15 protein-coding genes are annotated in these 15,102 nt (G+C 46.0%); 11 read left to right on the forward strand and 4 right to left on the reverse strand.

The features are described 5' to 3' along the window. The first annotated feature begins 2 nt into the window (after positions 1 to 2). The 3 genes from P157_RS0108485 (at position 3) to P157_RS0108495 (ending at position 5,114) form a co-directional block, all read left to right on the forward strand. The gene (locus tag P157_RS0108485; protein ID WP_026760623.1) at positions 3 to 1,364 is read left to right on the forward strand and encodes a mannose-1-phosphate guanylyltransferase/mannose-6-phosphate isomerase; all 1,362 of its coding nucleotides are present in this window, start codon (positions 3 to 5) and stop codon (positions 1,362 to 1,364) included. Continuing rightward, the gene (locus P157_RS0108490) at positions 1,333 to 3,651 is read left to right on the forward strand and encodes a hypothetical protein (protein ID WP_155266727.1); all 2,319 of its coding nucleotides are present in this window, start codon (positions 1,333 to 1,335) and stop codon (positions 3,649 to 3,651) included. Before P157_RS0108485 ends, P157_RS0108490 begins: the two co-directional genes overlap by 32 nt. 107 nt (positions 3,652 to 3,758) lie before the next feature. Beyond that, positions 3,759 to 5,114, forward strand: coding sequence for a phosphomannomutase/phosphoglucomutase (locus tag P157_RS0108495; protein WP_026760625.1), 1,356 nt, complete (start codon positions 3,759 to 3,761; stop codon positions 5,112 to 5,114). Positions 5,115 to 5,176: 62 nt separating this feature from the next. Here P157_RS0108495 and P157_RS0108500 read toward each other — a convergent pair whose 3' ends face one another. Both P157_RS0108500 and P157_RS0108505 read right to left on the reverse strand, forming a co-directional pair. Then, positions 5,177 to 5,449 carry a helix-turn-helix domain-containing protein gene (locus P157_RS0108500; protein ID WP_026760626.1) on the reverse strand — a complete coding sequence of 91 codons (273 nt, stop codon included), beginning with the start codon at positions 5,447 to 5,449 and terminating at the stop codon, positions 5,177 to 5,179. Then, positions 5,442 to 5,801 (reverse strand): type II toxin-antitoxin system RelE/ParE family toxin, encoded by a 360-nt coding sequence (locus P157_RS0108505; protein WP_230578462.1) that lies wholly within the window; start codon positions 5,799 to 5,801, stop codon positions 5,442 to 5,444. Before P157_RS0108505 ends, P157_RS0108500 begins: the two co-directional genes overlap by 8 nt. 68 nt (positions 5,802 to 5,869) lie before the next feature. On the opposite strand from P157_RS0108505, the gene rfbC reads away from it, so the two are divergent. From rfbC to rfbB, 3 genes are read left to right on the forward strand one after another with little or no spacing between them, the layout of a single operon-like run. Further along, complete coding sequence (rfbC, locus tag P157_RS0108510; protein WP_026760628.1) at positions 5,870 to 6,478, forward strand: dTDP-4-dehydrorhamnose 3,5-epimerase; 609 nt, start codon at positions 5,870 to 5,872, stop codon at positions 6,476 to 6,478. Positions 6,479 to 6,489: 11 nt separating this feature from the next. Continuing rightward, complete coding sequence (gene rfbA / locus P157_RS0108515; protein ID WP_026760629.1) at positions 6,490 to 7,389, forward strand: glucose-1-phosphate thymidylyltransferase RfbA; 900 nt, start codon at positions 6,490 to 6,492, stop codon at positions 7,387 to 7,389. A gap of 12 nt (positions 7,390 to 7,401) precedes the next feature. Then, positions 7,402 to 8,385 carry a dTDP-glucose 4,6-dehydratase gene (rfbB, locus tag P157_RS14200; RefSeq protein ID WP_051598559.1) on the forward strand — a complete coding sequence of 328 codons (984 nt, stop codon included), beginning with the start codon at positions 7,402 to 7,404 and terminating at the stop codon, positions 8,383 to 8,385. Positions 8,386 to 8,446: 61 nt separating this feature from the next. Here the strand turns inward: rfbB and P157_RS0108525 are convergent, their stop codons facing one another. Both P157_RS0108525 and P157_RS0108530 read right to left on the reverse strand, forming a co-directional pair. Next, entirely contained in the window at positions 8,447 to 8,704 is a 258-nt protein-coding gene (locus tag P157_RS0108525) for a Txe/YoeB family addiction module toxin (protein WP_026760630.1), read from the reverse strand. Beyond that, positions 8,697 to 8,969 (reverse strand): type II toxin-antitoxin system Phd/YefM family antitoxin, encoded by a 273-nt coding sequence (locus P157_RS0108530; RefSeq protein ID WP_026760631.1) that lies wholly within the window; start codon positions 8,967 to 8,969, stop codon positions 8,697 to 8,699. The genes P157_RS0108525 and P157_RS0108530 overlap by 8 nt, the downstream gene beginning before the upstream one ends. 188 nt (positions 8,970 to 9,157) lie before the next feature. Here P157_RS0108530 and P157_RS0108535 point away from each other — a divergent pair, with 188 nt between their 5' ends. From P157_RS0108535 to rpsO, 5 genes are all read left to right on the forward strand, one after another. Then, positions 9,158 to 10,837, forward strand: coding sequence for a carbon starvation protein A (locus P157_RS0108535; RefSeq protein ID WP_026760632.1), 1,680 nt, complete (start codon positions 9,158 to 9,160; stop codon positions 10,835 to 10,837). 134 nt (positions 10,838 to 10,971) lie between these two features. Beyond that, positions 10,972 to 12,981 (forward strand): molybdopterin-containing oxidoreductase family protein, encoded by a 2,010-nt coding sequence (locus tag P157_RS0108540; protein WP_026760633.1) that lies wholly within the window; start codon positions 10,972 to 10,974, stop codon positions 12,979 to 12,981. A gap of 119 nt (positions 12,982 to 13,100) precedes the next feature. Next, on the forward strand, positions 13,101 to 13,985 hold the full coding sequence (locus P157_RS0108545; RefSeq protein ID WP_026760634.1) for a LysR family transcriptional regulator: 885 nt from the start codon (positions 13,101 to 13,103) through the stop codon (positions 13,983 to 13,985). 62 nt (positions 13,986 to 14,047) lie between these two features. Then, positions 14,048 to 14,605: a hypothetical protein gene (locus tag P157_RS0108550; protein ID WP_026760635.1), complete on the forward strand. Its 558-nt coding sequence runs from the start codon at positions 14,048 to 14,050 to the stop codon at positions 14,603 to 14,605. A gap of 150 nt (positions 14,606 to 14,755) precedes the next feature. After that, positions 14,756 to 15,031, forward strand: a complete 276-nt coding sequence (gene rpsO, locus P157_RS0108555) for a 30S ribosomal protein S15 (protein ID WP_014424698.1) — start codon at positions 14,756 to 14,758, stop codon at positions 15,029 to 15,031. Positions 15,032 to 15,102 lie beyond the last annotated feature (71 nt).

Raw genomic sequence — 15,102 nt, forward strand, 5'->3', positions numbered from 1 at the left:
TCGTGAAGGTTGTTATTCTTGCAGGAGGTGGCGGCTCAAGGCTCTTCCCTTTGTCGAGGAATTCGTACCCCAAGCAGTTCCTTTGTCTGGAAGATGACCAGTCCATGCTGGTACATACCATCCAGCGCTTTTTAGGGCTTGTGGCGTCAGAGGATATTGTCATCGTGACGGGCCAGCAGTACCTCCATCATGTTAATCATGAATTAGTGCAGTGTCATGCTGAAAACGTTCATGTGGTCCTGGAACCTTCGTCGCATAATACGGCACCTGCGATAGCCTTAGCTGCCAAATACTGTGAAGATGTCCTAGGCTGTTCGTCGGATGAGGTGCTTATCGTTGCTACTGCAGACCATGTGATACGCTCAGAGAAGCAGTTTGCAGTTTGTGTCAATGAGGCGGCTGACCAGGCAAGCAAAGATGCTTTGGTAGTCTTCGGCATTGTGCCCAATAAGCCTGCTACAGGCTATGGCTACATAGAAGCAGCCGAGCAGGAAGGAAAAGCTTTTGTCGTAAAATCCTTTACGGAAAAGCCATCTTTGGAAAAAGCCGAAGTATATCTAGCGGCAGGCAATTACTATTGGAATTCTGGCATGTTTGCCTTTACCGTGGGCTTCATGATGAAAGAATTTCAATGCCATATGCCGGAGATATATACTTATCTGACAGATGACTATGAAACCATGCGGGCGCATTTCCATGAGATGCCTGACATATCCGTGGATTATGCCTGGGCAGAAAAATCCCAACATGTCCGTATGGTTCCTTTGGCCTGCTACTGGAATGATATTGGCTCATGGGATGCCATGTATGACATTTTGGACAAGGATAAGCAGGGTAATGCCATCCGTGGTGATTGCCTTTTGCTGGATTGCCACAATTCTCTGGTAATGGGAAACAATCGCCTGATTGCCGGGATTGGCTTGGATGATCTGCTCTTGGTTGAAACTGACGATGTTATTGTGATTGCAAAGAAGGGCGAATCCCAGCGTGTCAAGGAAGTTGTAAATGAGCTGAAGGCCAAGAAGCGTAAGGAAGTAAGAGAGCATACGACGACTTATCATGAATGGGGCTCAAGCTCTGTACTGGGCGAAGGCAATAAATACAGGCTCAAGAAGATACGTGTACTGCCAGGGCATTCTCTGACCATGCAGCTGCACTATCACAGAAGTGAGCACTGGATTGTCCTGTCTGGCACAGCTCGCATACGTAGGGGGGATAGTGATATTTTGATTCACGAGAATGAATCGGTGTATATTCCGCCTACACTTAAACATCAGTTGTCTAATCCAGGGAAAATACCTTTGGATATCATAGAAGTTCAGAATGGTCCTTATGTTGGTGAAGATGATATCGTTAGGTTTTAAAAATCAGCATGACAGGCCAATTGGGCTTGTCATGTGGATTTCTAAACACGGGGGATTTATGAAAGATTTAGTGGATAGGTACAGAAATAAAGTAATACTTCTAATTTATGGGGTGCTAACTTTACCAATTTTTTATGGAAGAATAGCCAATGGATTAGATCCATCATGGAGTTATGCTTTAAACAAGATGATTGGCTTAGAAAATATAAAATTTGGTAGGGACGTTGTGTTTACATATGGCCCGATGGGATTTTTATGTGCTCCTGAATATTTGAATGATTGCTTCAAATTCGCTGCTATAATTTTCATCATGCTTTTTGTAGGGCAAATGGTGGTCTTTTATAAGTGTTACTTAAATAAAAGTAATAATATCTCTCTATATATAGCTTTAATTACCATGTTCTTAGGCAACATATTAGTTAGTGCAGATATATTTATTCAATACTGTATACTTCTATCGTTATTAGCACTTTGGAAGGACATAAATAACAACTTTACGGCAATATATTTTACCTTTGCTGTTACAATCGCGTTCTTTTATAAGTGGTCAGTTACGATTGGAATATTAGCTTCTATTTGTATTTTTATCTTGGCAAAACTGTATTTGCGAGAGTTTAGACGTCTTTGGCTGTTTTTGCTTCCTATAATAACCTCTATTTTATGTTACATGTTGTATAACCCATCAGTCAGTGACTTTATAAGATATGTATACGGTAGTTGGCAAGTGGCAGTGGGATTTAATACTGCCATGAGTGTGGACTTAAATGATGCCTATGCTGCATGGATGTTTTTGTTAATATTATTGTATAGTATATTGCTATTGATGCAACTATATTGCAGAGATATAAACAATTTTATTGCTATGATGTTGTTAGCTCCAGTTATGTTTATGTCCTATAAGCATGGCTATGTAAGGGCAGATGGACATGTGATTCATGCGTGCTCAGAGTTGCTCATGGAGTTTGCAATATTAATTCTTGTATTTAATTTTAGAGATATTTATGATGGGGTCGTTAAGAAGCGGAAAAAAGAGATTACACAGGCAGGAATCATTATGGGGATTTTCTTGGTGATGTTTTTTAATTATGAAATGGATATAAAACCATTGGATTCACTGAGAAACAGGATACATAATATTCCAACTGCTGTATACACAATTAGGGAAAGTCAGTTTAAAAAGAACGTTGCTGGATTGGATAGAATACCTGAGGAGTTTGTAAAGGAGATTGGAACATCGAGTTTCACAAGCTTTCCTTGGGAAATATCTTTTATTGAGCCTGCTGGTGAAATGTCAAAACAATTTATCCCATTGTTCGGCTTGCAGGCATATTCTATATACACATCATATCTAGATGCACACACAGCAGAATGGATTGCGGACAAGAATAAACCAGAATATATCATTTTTAAGCTTGATACAATTGATGGAAGAATACCTCTTATGGAAGTGCCAGCAACCTGGAAGGTTATACAAGACAATTATCATATTTCCAAATATGACAAGGCTACAGGTTATTGTTTGCTGAAGAGGGATGATACTTTGGCAGGAGTTAGAACTGGTAATATACGATCAGAAGAGATAAATAAAAATGCAGTTATATTTGCTGATGATTGCGATGAAATAAGATTAAAAGCTAATCTGAGCAAGAAGGGACAAATTGTAAAGACCATCTGGAAAATACCAGAAGTAAAAGCCACGATTACATACTCGGATGGTACGGAAAGGACAGGGAGAGTTATTCTGGATAATCTGAGGAATGGAATAACGGTAAATGGGATGCCATATGATTATGACACATTATATGATTCAATAAATAGTGATGGCACTAGTGCAAAAATTAAAAGCATAATTTTGCATGGCGATGGGCTAAAATACTATACTGATATGATTTCTGTGGAGAGAGTATACTATGATTCGCATAAGAAAGCGGATATATCATATTTGAGGCCTATCAAAAAGGAATACTTGGATATTGATGGTTTAGTTAAGGGGGATAACAAAGAGATTCATCTTGCACTGGATCATAAGAGCTTAGAACCTTTTATAAGTCTTAATGGATGGGCATATATAGGGGAGAACTTGTCTGAGTACCTATGTTTTGTAAAAATTGGTGATTCCTATTATAAGTGTCACAAGACAGATAGGGATGATGTGATAAAAACTTTCTCTTTAAGTGGCTCTAATAAATTGGGCTTTAATATTAAATTACCGATAAGAGAAAAAGATTTAGAACTTTTATTTGTAACAAGTGGTAAATATTATGAGGTGAAAGTGCCTGCAAAATAATAAGAGGTAATTGAAGTGGAAAAATGAGAAGAAAATACGTTCTAGTAAGGATATGATATTGTCAGAGTTGGGGAGCTTTGTAATGTAAAAATAAAAATGGAGTGACTATGGGAATATTGACAAAGTGTTTTGGTGCGTATGATATACGTGGTATTGTGCCGGAAGAAGTAAATGAGGAACTGGCTTATCGGATTGGTAAGTTTTTCCCGGTGTTGTTTAAGGCGAAGAATGTTGTTGTTGGGCATGATATCCGTCTTTCTGGACCAGGGCTGCAGGAGGCTTTGTCTCGTGGCTTGACGGAATCTGGCTGTGATGTTATCGATATAGGGCAGTGTGGCACGGAGATGATTTACTTTGCCACGGCTCGTTTGAAGTTAGATGGCGGCATTATGATTACGGCCAGCCACAACCCGAAAGAGTACAACGGTATGAAGTTTGTACGGCAGGAGGCAAAGCCTATTTCCGGGGATACAGGACTGCGCGAATTGGAGGCGCAGGTAGCAGCTGGTGAACTGCCTGCTATAGTGGAAAATGTTGGCAAGGTAGAGAAAATTGACATTACGGAGGAGTATGTCAAGCATATCTTGTCCTATGTTGACATGTCAAAATTGAAGTCGCTGAAAGTTGTGGTCAACGCTGGCAATGGTGCGGCTGGGCCGATTCTTGATGTGATGGAGAAGTATCTGGCTTTTGAGCTGGTAAAGGTGCATCATCAGTCGGACGGGAATTTCCCAAATGGTGTGCCCAATCCGTTGCTTCCAGACAATCGTGAGGCTACGGCAAAGGCAGTTCGTGAGTCTGGTGCTGATGCTGGTGTGGCCTGGGATGGTGATTTTGACCGCTGCTTTATGTTTGATGAGCAGGGGAGTTTCATTGAGGGCTATTATATGGTAGGTTTTCTCGCTAAGGCTTTCTTGCAGAAGAATCCGGGAGAGAAGATTATCTATGACCCGCGTCTTACATGGAATACGGAAGAATTGGTACGGGAAAACGGCGGCGTGCCGGTTATTTCCAAGAGTGGCCATGCTTTTATCAAGGAGAAGATGCGAGCCGAGAATGCTATTTATGGTGGTGAGATGAGTGCTCATCATTATTTCCGTGATTTTTCCTACTGTGACAGCGGCATGATTCCGTGGCTACTGGTGTTGGAGCTTCTGTCTCAGGCTGGTGGCAAGACCATGTCGGAGTTGATGCAGGAGAGAATGAAGCGGTATCCATGTTCCGGAGAAATCAACAGCAAGGTTAAGGATGCTGATGAAGTGTTGGCACGTATTGAGGAAGAGTACGGTGCTAATGGCAAGATTACCAGAGTGGATGGCCTGTCCGTGGAATATGACAACTGGCGTTTCAACCTGCGCAAGTCCAATACAGAGCCGGTTATCCGCTTGAATGTAGAAGCAAGACAGGATAATGCATTGATGCGTCAAAAGACGGAAGAGTTATTATGCATAATTCGTGAGTAATGGCCTATAAATAGAATTAGAGCCTAGTCATCAAAAGATAACTAGACTCTGGTTATTAGATGTTATACGAATTGAATTTGCAATCGTTTGCCTAAGCCGACAGCTATTTTTTGTAAGGTTGTGAGGTCGGGCTTGCATTGGCCGCGTTCAATACGGCTCAGATTGGATTGGCGTATGCCAGTTTTTGCAGCCAGTTCCTTTTGTGTAATATGCTGTTCCTGACGGGCAGATATCAGAAGTTCGGTAATATCGAATTCTAGCTGACTGGCTTCCCAATCACGTTTGAATTCAGGGTCTTGTAGTTGCTCATTTAAGAATACTTCAAAGTCATCCATTTTTGTCATTCTCCTTTCGGGCAAGATAGAGTTTTCGATATTCGATAGCACGTTCGATTTCTTTTGGAGGTGTTTTGGGCGTCTTTTTTATGAATCCATGAGTTAAAACAATAGTGTTGTTTACATAGAAAAAATAAAGAACGCGTGTAATGTTGCCGCCTGTTTGTGTGCGTAGTTCAAATATACCATCTCTTAGTGGGGCAGATAATGGTTCACGCAATCGATAACCATTTAATTTTAGATGCTGAATATTGCGTAAAACCTTAATGCGCATCTTAGTATCGAGAGATAACAAGAAATCGGCGATAGGCTTTTCGTTGTTTTCAGTCTTAAAATATTCAATATTAAACATGATAATATTCCTTTCAAGGAAATTATAGCATAAGTTTTAGATAAATACAATGGAGGTATGTATATATTATGGGAAAAATCAAGGTTACCAAGGCGCCTGTTGAAGGTTTATATGTTATTGAGCCTACGGTCTTTGGTGACAGCAGAGGTTATTTTACAGAGACCTATAATCAGCAGGATATGCATGAGGCTGGATTGGATATGGTATTTGTGCAGGATAATCAGAGCATGAGTACCAAAGGGGTTCTGCGTGGTTTGCATTTCCAGAAGGAGCATCCGCAGGGGAAGCTGGTGCGGGTGATTCGGGGCACGGTATTCGATGTGGCTGTTGACTTGCGGAAGAATTCACCTACCTATGGAAAATGGTTCGGGGTGGAACTCTCGGCTGAGAACAAGAAGCAATTTTATATTTCGGAAGGGTTCGCTCATGGTTTTTTAGTCTTAAGTGATGAGGCAGAGTTTTGTTACAAGGTGACGGATTTTTATCATCCTGGTGATGAAGGTGGTTTAGCTTGGAATGATCCGGATATTGGTATCGAATGGCCACATCTGGTTGGCGAATATCATGGTAGTGCTGATTCAGCAGGCTATACCGTAGATGGTGTGCCATTGAATCTGTCGGACAAGGATAAGAAATGGGCACAGCTAAAAGATACCTTTGTATTTGAGAAAATGTGAGGGATTTGATGATGAAGGGAATAGTTTTAGCAGGTGGTTCTGGGACAAGATTGTACCCACTGACCATGGTGACATCGAAGCAGCTGCTGCCGATTTACGATAAGCCGATGATTTATTATCCGCTGTCTGTCTTGATGAATGCGGGGATAAGGGATATCCTTATCATCTCTACGCCGGCAGACACGCCTAGATTTCAGGAGCTTTTGAAGGACGGCAGCCGTTTTGGTTTGAATCTTGAATATGCCGTTCAGCCATCACCGGATGGACTGGCGCAGGCGTTTATTATTGGTGAGGAATTTATCGGCGATGATTCTGTGGCCATGGTGCTGGGGGATAATATCTTTGCCGGGCATGGTCTGAAGAAACGGCTGCGTCATGCGGTGGAGATGGCCGAAACGGGACAAGGGGCAACTGTCTTTGGTTATTATGTAGATGACCCAGAGCGTTTTGGTATTGTGGAGTTTAACGATAAAGGGCAGGCTATCAGCATCAAGGAAAAGCCACAGCACCCTAAAAGCAATTATTGTGTAACGGGCTTGTATTTCTATGATAATCAGGTGGTGGAACTGGCGAAAAAGCTGCAACCGTCTGCGCGTGGTGAGCTGGAAATTACGGATTTGAACATACTTTATCTTGAAAAAGGGCAGCTGAATGTTGAATTGCTGGGTCAAGGTTTTAGCTGGCTTGATACGGGAACTCATGAAAGTCTGGTGGAGGCTACGGCGTTTGTAAAGACCATGGAAACGCACCAACACAGAAAGCTGGCGTGCTTGGAGGAGATTGCTTATCTCAATGGCTGGATAAGCCGTGAAGATGTTATGGCTGCCTATGAGGTGCTGAAGAAGAATCAGTATGGCAAGTATCTCAAAGACGTAGTGGATGGTAAATTCTTGGATGTTCTGCATGGATAGGAGTTTTAGACGATGAATATTGTAGTTACCGGTGGTGCCGGCTTTATTGGCGGCAATTTTGTTTATTATATGCTGAAGAAGCGGCCTGAGGATAAGATTATCTGCTATGATAAGCTGACCTATGCTGGCAATCTGGCAACACTCGAAGATGCGCAGAAGCATGAGAACTTCAAGTTTATTAAAGGTGATATTGCTGACCGTCAGGCTGTCTATAAGATGTTTGAAGAAGAAAAGCCGGATGTTATTGTTAATTTTGCGGCTGAATCTCATGTTGACCGGTCAATTGAGAATCCGGAGATTTTCCTGCAGACTAATATCATTGGTACAAGTGTACTTTTGGATGCCTGCCGTAAGTATGGGATTCAGCGGTATCATCAGGTGTCTACGGATGAGGTTTATGGTGATTTGCCGCTTGACCGTCCTGATTTGTTCTTTACGGAAGAAACGCCGCTTCATACCAGCAGTCCTTATTCGAGTTCCAAGGCCGGGGCTGATTTACTGGTGATGGCTTATGGCCGTACCTACGGTGTGCCGGTGACGATTAGCCGTTGCAGCAATAACTATGGCCCGTATCATTTCCCGGAGAAGCTGATTCCTCTGATGATCGTCAACGCTTTGGCAGATAAGCCCCTGCCGGTATATGGTGAAGGGCAGAATGTTCGCGACTGGCTGTATGTGGAAGATCATTGCAAGGCGATAGAATTGATTCTTCGCAAGGGGAAAGTCGGAGAGGTCTACAACGTTGGTGGCCATAATGAGAAGAAGAACATTGATATCGTCAAGCTCATTTGTCAGGCACTGGGTAAGCCAGAATCCCTGATTACCCATGTGGCTGACCGAAAAGGCCATGATATGCGCTATGCAATTGACCCGACTAAGATTCACAATGAATTGGGATGGCTGCCTGAGACTAAGTTCGAGGACGGCATCAAGAAAACTATTCAGTGGTATCTTGACAATAAAAAGTGGTGGCAGGATATTTTGGCTAGAGGGTAAATTCGATAATAGAAATTAAAACAGAGCCTGGTCATCTGGAATGAGGTGACTTGGCTCTGTTTTAATTGTAGTGCCCTTTGCAGGCGGCAATATATATGGTATTTTCGTCAAAACGGTAAATGAGCCGGTCTTTTTCGGTAATACGACGGCTCCAGTAGCCTGACAATTCGTAACGGAGTGGCTCTGGCTTTCCCCGGCCTTCATGGCCGTTACGCTCAATGTTGGTTAGTAACTCATCAATTTTTTTGATAATTTTACGGTCTTCCCGCAGCCAGCTCATGATATCGTTCCAGGCATTTTCGGAGAATTGTCTATTCATGGAGTAGTTTCTCCCATTCATCTGGAGTTTTGTTTACAGTATTGCCACCTTCCAGCTGGCGGATACCTTCCGTGATGTGCTGGTAGTTTTTATGGTTGCTGCGGACAAAGATGTTTTCCATAAGGTTGTTATAGGATTCAAGGCTCATCATAACCAGATTCTTTTCGTCTTTGCGGGTGACAAAGACAGTTTCGGCATCGTCTGTGGCACGGTCACAATAGCTTTTCAGATTGTTGCGCAAGGTTGAGTAATTTACGGCTAACATACAAGCCCTCCCTTCATAAGAATATTGTACAACATATTGGACAAAAAAGGAAGAAGAAATTGTTGTTGCTTGTAATTTATATAAGTTTACAAGTTGACACATACTTTGCAAAGTGGTAGTATACACATTGTACAATTATCCAACTGCAATAATACATTATATTTGCTTGGAGAAAGAAGGTCTTATGTATGAATGGTTTAATGTTGGTGGGGTTCGCCATGGTGGCGTTTGTGGCAGCCTATTTTCTCTATGGACGATGGTTGGTGAAGACTTGGGGCATTGACCCTGCGGCCAAGACGCCGGCGGTTGCACTCGAAGATGGGGGGGATTTTGCGCCGGCTTCGCGGTTTACGGTGTTTGCACATCAGTTTTCCTCCATTACTGGTGCGGGTCCTGTGACCGGGCCGATTATTGCTGCGATGTTCGGTTGGGCTCCGGCGATGCTCTGGCTGCTCGTTGGCGGTATCTTCTTCGGTGCGGTGCAGGATTTCACGGCGCTCTATGCTTCGGTCAAGAATCAGGGCAAGAGCATGGGCATGCTGATTGAACAGTATGTGGGCCGTACGGGCCGCCGTTTGTTTCTGCTGTTCTGCTGGCTGTTCACGTTGCTGGTACTGGCTGCCTTTGCCGATATTTTGGCCAATACCTTTAACGGCTTTACCAAAAGTGGTGCCCTCAATGTACCGGGCGCACAGGCCGCCACGATTTCTATGCTCTACATTGTCGTTGCGATGGGCTTTGGGGTATTTATCCGCAAGGTACAGCCCAGCGGCCTTGTAAAGTTCCTGGTGGCAGTTGTTCTGGTTGTAGCGATGTTTGCTGTGGGAATGCAGTTTCCGCTATATCTTGATGCCATGGGCTGGCGTTATGTGACCTTTGGTTACTGCTTTATCGCTTCGGTTCTGCCCATGTGGCTTTTGATGGAGCCGCGCGACTACTTGAGTTCCTTCCTGCTGTTGGGCATGGTGTTCGGCGGTGTGGTTGGCGTTCTTGTGGCCAATCCTGTTATCAACATGCCGGCTTTTGTTGGCTTTACGGTTAAGGGTCAGTCCTTGTTCCCAATTCTCTTTATTACGATTGCCTGCGGTGCTGTTTCCGGCTTCCATAGTCTGGTATCTTCGGGAACTTCTTCCAAGGCCATTGCCAATGAAAAGGATATGCTGCCTGTGGGCTATGGTGCTATGCTGGTAGAATCCCTGCTTGGTGTGGTGGCTCTCGTTATCGCCTGCGCTGCTGCATCGAACGGTACACTGCCGCAGGGCACGCCTTTCCAGATTTTTGCCGGGGCTATCGCCGGTTTCTTCCAGATGTTCGGCCTGCCCGCTGCGGTTTCGGCCTGCATCATTACCATGTGTGTTTCGGCGCTGGCCATGACGACGATTGATTCCGTGGCCCGCATCGGTCGTATGTCCCTGCAGGAACTGGTAGCTCCCGGTGAAGGGGAAGAAGCTGGCAGCCTGGCTAAACTGCTTATGGATAAGTACGTTTCGACGATTCTGACGCTGGTTCTGGCTTATGCCCTGTGCCTGGCCGGTTATATGAATATCTGGCCACTCTTTGGTGCGGGTAATCAGCTGCTGTCGGCGATGGTTCTCATCTCCTTGGCCTTGTTCCTGAAGTCCACGGGCCGCAAGGGCTGGATGCTTTATGTGCCCATGACTTTCATGTTCCTGGTGACCATGAGTGCGCTGGTTATCAGCGTGGTGGGCATTGTCGGCAAGATTGGCACGGGCGATTTCACCCTGATGGTGGATGGCCTGCAGCTGGTGCTGGCGATTGCTTTGATGACCTTGGCAGTGCTGGTAGCTCGTCACTGTGGCAGCGGCCTCTTGAAGAAAGAAGAGGACCCTGCTATGTCAGCGGAATAATAATAGATTTTTGTAAGTGTGGCTGGTCAAATTTTGACTGGTCACACTTTTTCTTTATGTGTCAAATGTTATGGCCAAATTTTATTGTGTAGGGTATAATAAGAGCATTATGAGATAAAGGAGAGCGTGTTCCTATGGAGATAAAGAAATCAGCGTGCCCTTATGACTGCCCCGACTGCTGTGGCCTCGTGGTGACGGTGGACAAGGGAAAAGCCCTGAAAGTGGAAGGCGATACGGAACATCCTTTTACCCGCGGGACGCTTTGTCCGAAGATGGCGCATTACGAGCGCACGGTACATTCGGCAAAGCGCCTGACGACACCCTTAAAGCGGGTCGGGAAAAAAGGAGACGGAAAATTCGAGCCCATCAGCTGGGATGAGGCCATTGCCGAAATCGCCGCCCGCTGGCAGGAGATTATCGCCCGTGATGGGGCAGAGGCAATATTGCCCTATTCCTATGCAGGCACCATGGGAACTATTCAGTACAGTGCGGGCCATGCTTTGTTCTATGCGCTAGGGGCAAGCAGCCTTGATAGAACCATCTGTGCACCCGCCAAGGGTTACGGCTATCGGGCGTTGATGGGCGGCACTCTGCCTACGGCGCCGCAGGAAGCCCAGCACAGTGACTTGATTATTCTTTGGAGCATCAGCATGCTGGCCACGGATATCCATTTCAAGCATGATGTGGATATAGCCCGGAAAAACGGCGCCAAAGTCATCTGCATTGACACCTACGAAACGAAAACGGCTCAATATGCGGATGAATTTATCCGGGTTAAGCCGGGCACAGATGGCGCTCTGGCTTTGGGGCTGCTCCATATTATCGCTCGGGACAAGTTGGCAGACGAAGATTTTATCGCTGCGTTTGTACATGGCTGGCAGGAACTGCAGGCAGAGGTTTTGCCCCGCTATACGCCGGAAACTGTGGCAGAAATTACCGGTGTTGGTGTAAATATAATAGAAGCATTTGCTCATGAACTGGCAAATGCCAAGGCGCCCTTTATCCGTTTGGGCAGCGGTCAGTCTCGTTATGGCAACGGCGCTATGACTTCAAGGCTGATTACCTGTCTGCCGGCGGTGCTCGGGACATATGCCAGAAAGGGAGGCGGCATGCTGACGTCTTCTTCTGGCAGCAATGCCTTTGATAAGGACATCATTCGCCGTCCCGATATGGAGAAGGCTGGGGTGCGCCATATCAATATGATTAAGCTCGGCGAGGTGTTGACGGATAAGAATCTGCAGCCCCAGGTCAAGGCGCTCTATGTCTATTCCTCCAATCCGGCCTGCACAGCTCCTGACCAGAACAAGGTTATGGCTGGGCTCATGCGGGAGGATTTATTTACCGTTGTCCATGAACGCTTTATGACGGATACCGCACGCTTTGCCGATATTGTCCTGCCGGCCACCACATCCTTGGAGCACGAGGATATCTATTATTCCTATGGCCAGTATGTGATTCAGCGCGGGCGGCAGATTATCCCGCCGGTAGGTGAGAGCAAATCCAACTGGCAGGTAACTCAGGCCTTGGCCAAGGCCATGGGACTTACGGATGATTTCTTCTGTCAAGGGGAAATAGACTTAGTCAACCACATTATGGCGAGTACAAAGACCTGCTGGCCCCTGCCGGTTGACTTGTCAAAATTAGAAGCCGGGGAGCCGGTGGAACTTCCTCTGCCGCAAAACTACAAGCTGGACTTTAAGACCCCCTCGGGGAAAATCGAAATTCTCAATCCCAAAATCACCCCTGCCTTGCCGGATTATTTTCCGCCCCACTACGCAAGCGATGGGGGAGAGTTTATCCTGATTAATTCCCCTGACCCGCGGATTTTGGACAGCTCTTTTAACGAACGCGAAGAACTTACCCGCAGCGGCGTCATGGTACTGCAGGTAAATCCTGCCGACGCGGCGCGGTTAAATCTTCGCGATGGCGATAAGGTCATGGCAGAAAATACCTATGGTTCGGCAGAATTTTCCTTGAAACTTAGCGATAGAGTTGCCCCGGGAACGGCCGTCAGCGAAGGCGTCTGGTGGCAGGAATACACAACCTGCGGCAATACCAACCGCCTGCTCTCGGCTCGTACCACAGACAAGGCCGCAGGCAGTACCTTTTACGACGCACGCATAAATCTCCATTCGCTAAGTTAAAAGGCTGGATAATAACCCAAAAGCATAGTATAATGTAAGTTAGAGCATGAGCCTGCAAAGAAAATAGAGCGCAGGCCAATTCATAGAACTGATTATATATATGTATGGGGGCGCCTAATATGGAATTTCGCCAGTTGGAGTATTTTTGCACCATTAGTCACTTGAAGAACTTTACGCGCACCGCCGAGACCCTGCATGTGTCCCAGCCTTCCGTAACCAAGGCCATCAAGGCTTTGGAAGCCGAACTGGGTCTGGTGCTTATCGACCGCAGCCAAAAGAAGGTCAATCTGACACCAGAGGGACAGGCCTTTCTCCTGCACGCCCAGAAAATCATGAGCGCGGCCAGTGCTGCTAAGAAGGATATGGCGCGTTATCGCGGGGACAGCAGAGGAAAAATCCAGTTTGGCCTGCCGCCGATGGTGGAAGCTTATCTTTTTCCGGACCTCTTTACCAAGTTTCAAAGTTCCTTCCCGGACATCAGTCTCGATGTGCAGGAATACAGCGATTCTGACGAGGTTCGCAACCGGCTGGCCTTGGGGGATTTGGACTTTGGCATTGTTCTGGGCGAGGTGCGGACTCCGGCGGAAAATGAAATGCTTTTGATGCAGGATAGCATGAGCGTTTGTTTGCCGACATCCCATCCTTTGGCGAACCAGGAAAAAATCGGCTTTGGCGATATCGCTGCAGAAAAATTCATCATGCAGCAGCCCCATACCTATCAATATAAGGAAGTCTGCCGCCGCTGCAATGAGGTGGGCTTTGTGCCGAATATCACTCTGTGTACGTCTCAGCTAAAGACCATCAAACAGCTCGTGGCTAACGGCATGGGCATTTCCATCCTGCCCAACTTCGTCACGGGCACGGAGAATATCTTTGTCCGCCGTCCGCTCTTGCCGAACCTTTCCGTGCAGATAACCTTGAACTGGAGTATCGGCAAGCAGCTTACGGATGTGGATGAGCAGTTCAGCGGCTTTATCAAAGATTACGCAGAAAAGCATTTATAAACAGGAAAAACGCAAAACCTCGCGAATAATGTAATGTAGTACATATTCGCGAGGTTTTTTCTATGAACAATCTGGAATTAATAACCGTAGATACGGGAGAGAAAATGGCGGAGCTGTTCGCCAAAGTGGAGCTCTATGAGATTTATATGGAGTGCTTTGCCCAGCCGCCTTATGAGGAAGTCTTTACGGCGGATGAGGTGCAGCAGCTTTTTGCCCAGTATGCGGACAAGGGACGCATCATCCTTTGTCTGGATAGTGAGCTTGACCGTTGTGCCGGCTTTTTGGCAGCGGTGCCGCTAGTTGAGGATGAGGAAGTGGCCCGGATTGCAGCAAACCATGGGCTGAATGTGGAAGATTACTGGTTCTTGGAGGAGGGCGGCGTAGGCAAGGCCTACCGTCACCGGCAGATTTTTTCGTCCATGGAACAGGAAATGCGCACGAAAATCCCCGTCAAAGGGTTACTGAGCCGCACCAAGACCATCAATCTGGCTTCACTGAAGGCGCATAAAAAACTCGGCTACCGCGTGGTGCAGGGCATGACCCAGTTGGTGAAATATCAGCATCTGTCCGGGGAAATGCGGCAGGACGAGCGGGTTTTTATGAAGTTCTGGCCAAAGTAAGGGATGGCAATAAATTTTCTTTACATCTCGGGCGGCCTATGCTATACTAACGAAGGTGTTTGACACCAATCCACAGCCCGGACGGCGAAGTACTCCGACGCCATCTTAGCTGTAGGACATTAAGCTTTATTTTATAGGAGGAGTTTTCACATGTTGACTCAGGAAGCAAAACAGGAAATCATGCAGAAGTATGCCGTTCACGAAGGTGACACGGGTTCTCCGGAAGTACAGATTGCTGTACTGACCGCTCGCATTCAGTACCTCACGGATCATCTGAAGGAGCACAAGAAGGACCATCATTCCCGTCGTGGCCTGCTGAAGATGGTTGGTCATCGCCGCCGTCTCCTCAGCTACCTCTACAAGAAGGACATCGAGCGTTATCGTTCCATCATCGCTAAGCTCGGCATCCGCGCTACGATCGGCTAATAGCAAGATTTGCTTAGAAAAGCGGGAGATTTCCCGCTTTTTTCTTTATCTATTATCCGCAAGGTGACAGG

It is taken from the genome of Selenomonas ruminantium AC2024, from assembly GCF_000687995.1.
Classification (GTDB): Bacteria; Bacillota; Negativicutes; order Selenomonadales; family Selenomonadaceae; genus Selenomonas_A; species Selenomonas_A ruminantium_B.

What these genes read in the sequence shown, in the direction of transcription:
- P157_RS0108490 (WP_155266727.1), top strand. Translation starts at nt 1,333, where the DNA reads ATGTTGGTGAAGATGATATCGTTAGGTTTTAAAAATCAGCATGACAGG.
- P157_RS0108495 (WP_026760625.1), top strand. Translation starts at nt 3,759, where the DNA reads ATGGGAATATTGACAAAGTGTTTTGGTGCGTATGATATACGTGGTATT.
- P157_RS0108500 (WP_026760626.1), bottom strand. Translation starts at nt 5,449, where the DNA reads ATGGATGACTTTGAAGTATTCTTAAATGAGCAACTACAAGACCCTGAA.
- P157_RS0108505 (WP_230578462.1), bottom strand. Translation starts at nt 5,801, where the DNA reads ATGTTTAATATTGAATATTTTAAGACTGAAAACAACGAAAAGCCTATC.
- rfbC (WP_026760628.1), top strand. Translation starts at nt 5,870, where the DNA reads ATGGGAAAAATCAAGGTTACCAAGGCGCCTGTTGAAGGTTTATATGTT.
- rfbA (WP_026760629.1), top strand. Translation starts at nt 6,490, where the DNA reads ATGAAGGGAATAGTTTTAGCAGGTGGTTCTGGGACAAGATTGTACCCA.
- rfbB (WP_051598559.1), top strand. Translation starts at nt 7,402, where the DNA reads ATGAATATTGTAGTTACCGGTGGTGCCGGCTTTATTGGCGGCAATTTT.
- P157_RS0108525 (WP_026760630.1), bottom strand. Translation starts at nt 8,704, where the DNA reads ATGAATAGACAATTCTCCGAAAATGCCTGGAACGATATCATGAGCTGG.
- P157_RS0108530 (WP_026760631.1), bottom strand. Translation starts at nt 8,969, where the DNA reads ATGTTAGCCGTAAATTACTCAACCTTGCGCAACAATCTGAAAAGCTAT.
- P157_RS0108535 (WP_026760632.1), top strand. Translation starts at nt 9,158, where the DNA reads ATGAATGGTTTAATGTTGGTGGGGTTCGCCATGGTGGCGTTTGTGGCA.
- P157_RS0108540 (WP_026760633.1), top strand. Translation starts at nt 10,972, where the DNA reads ATGGAGATAAAGAAATCAGCGTGCCCTTATGACTGCCCCGACTGCTGT.
- P157_RS0108545 (WP_026760634.1), top strand. Translation starts at nt 13,101, where the DNA reads ATGGAATTTCGCCAGTTGGAGTATTTTTGCACCATTAGTCACTTGAAG.
- P157_RS0108550 (WP_026760635.1), top strand. Translation starts at nt 14,048, where the DNA reads ATGAACAATCTGGAATTAATAACCGTAGATACGGGAGAGAAAATGGCG.
- rpsO (WP_014424698.1), top strand. Translation starts at nt 14,756, where the DNA reads ATGTTGACTCAGGAAGCAAAACAGGAAATCATGCAGAAGTATGCCGTT.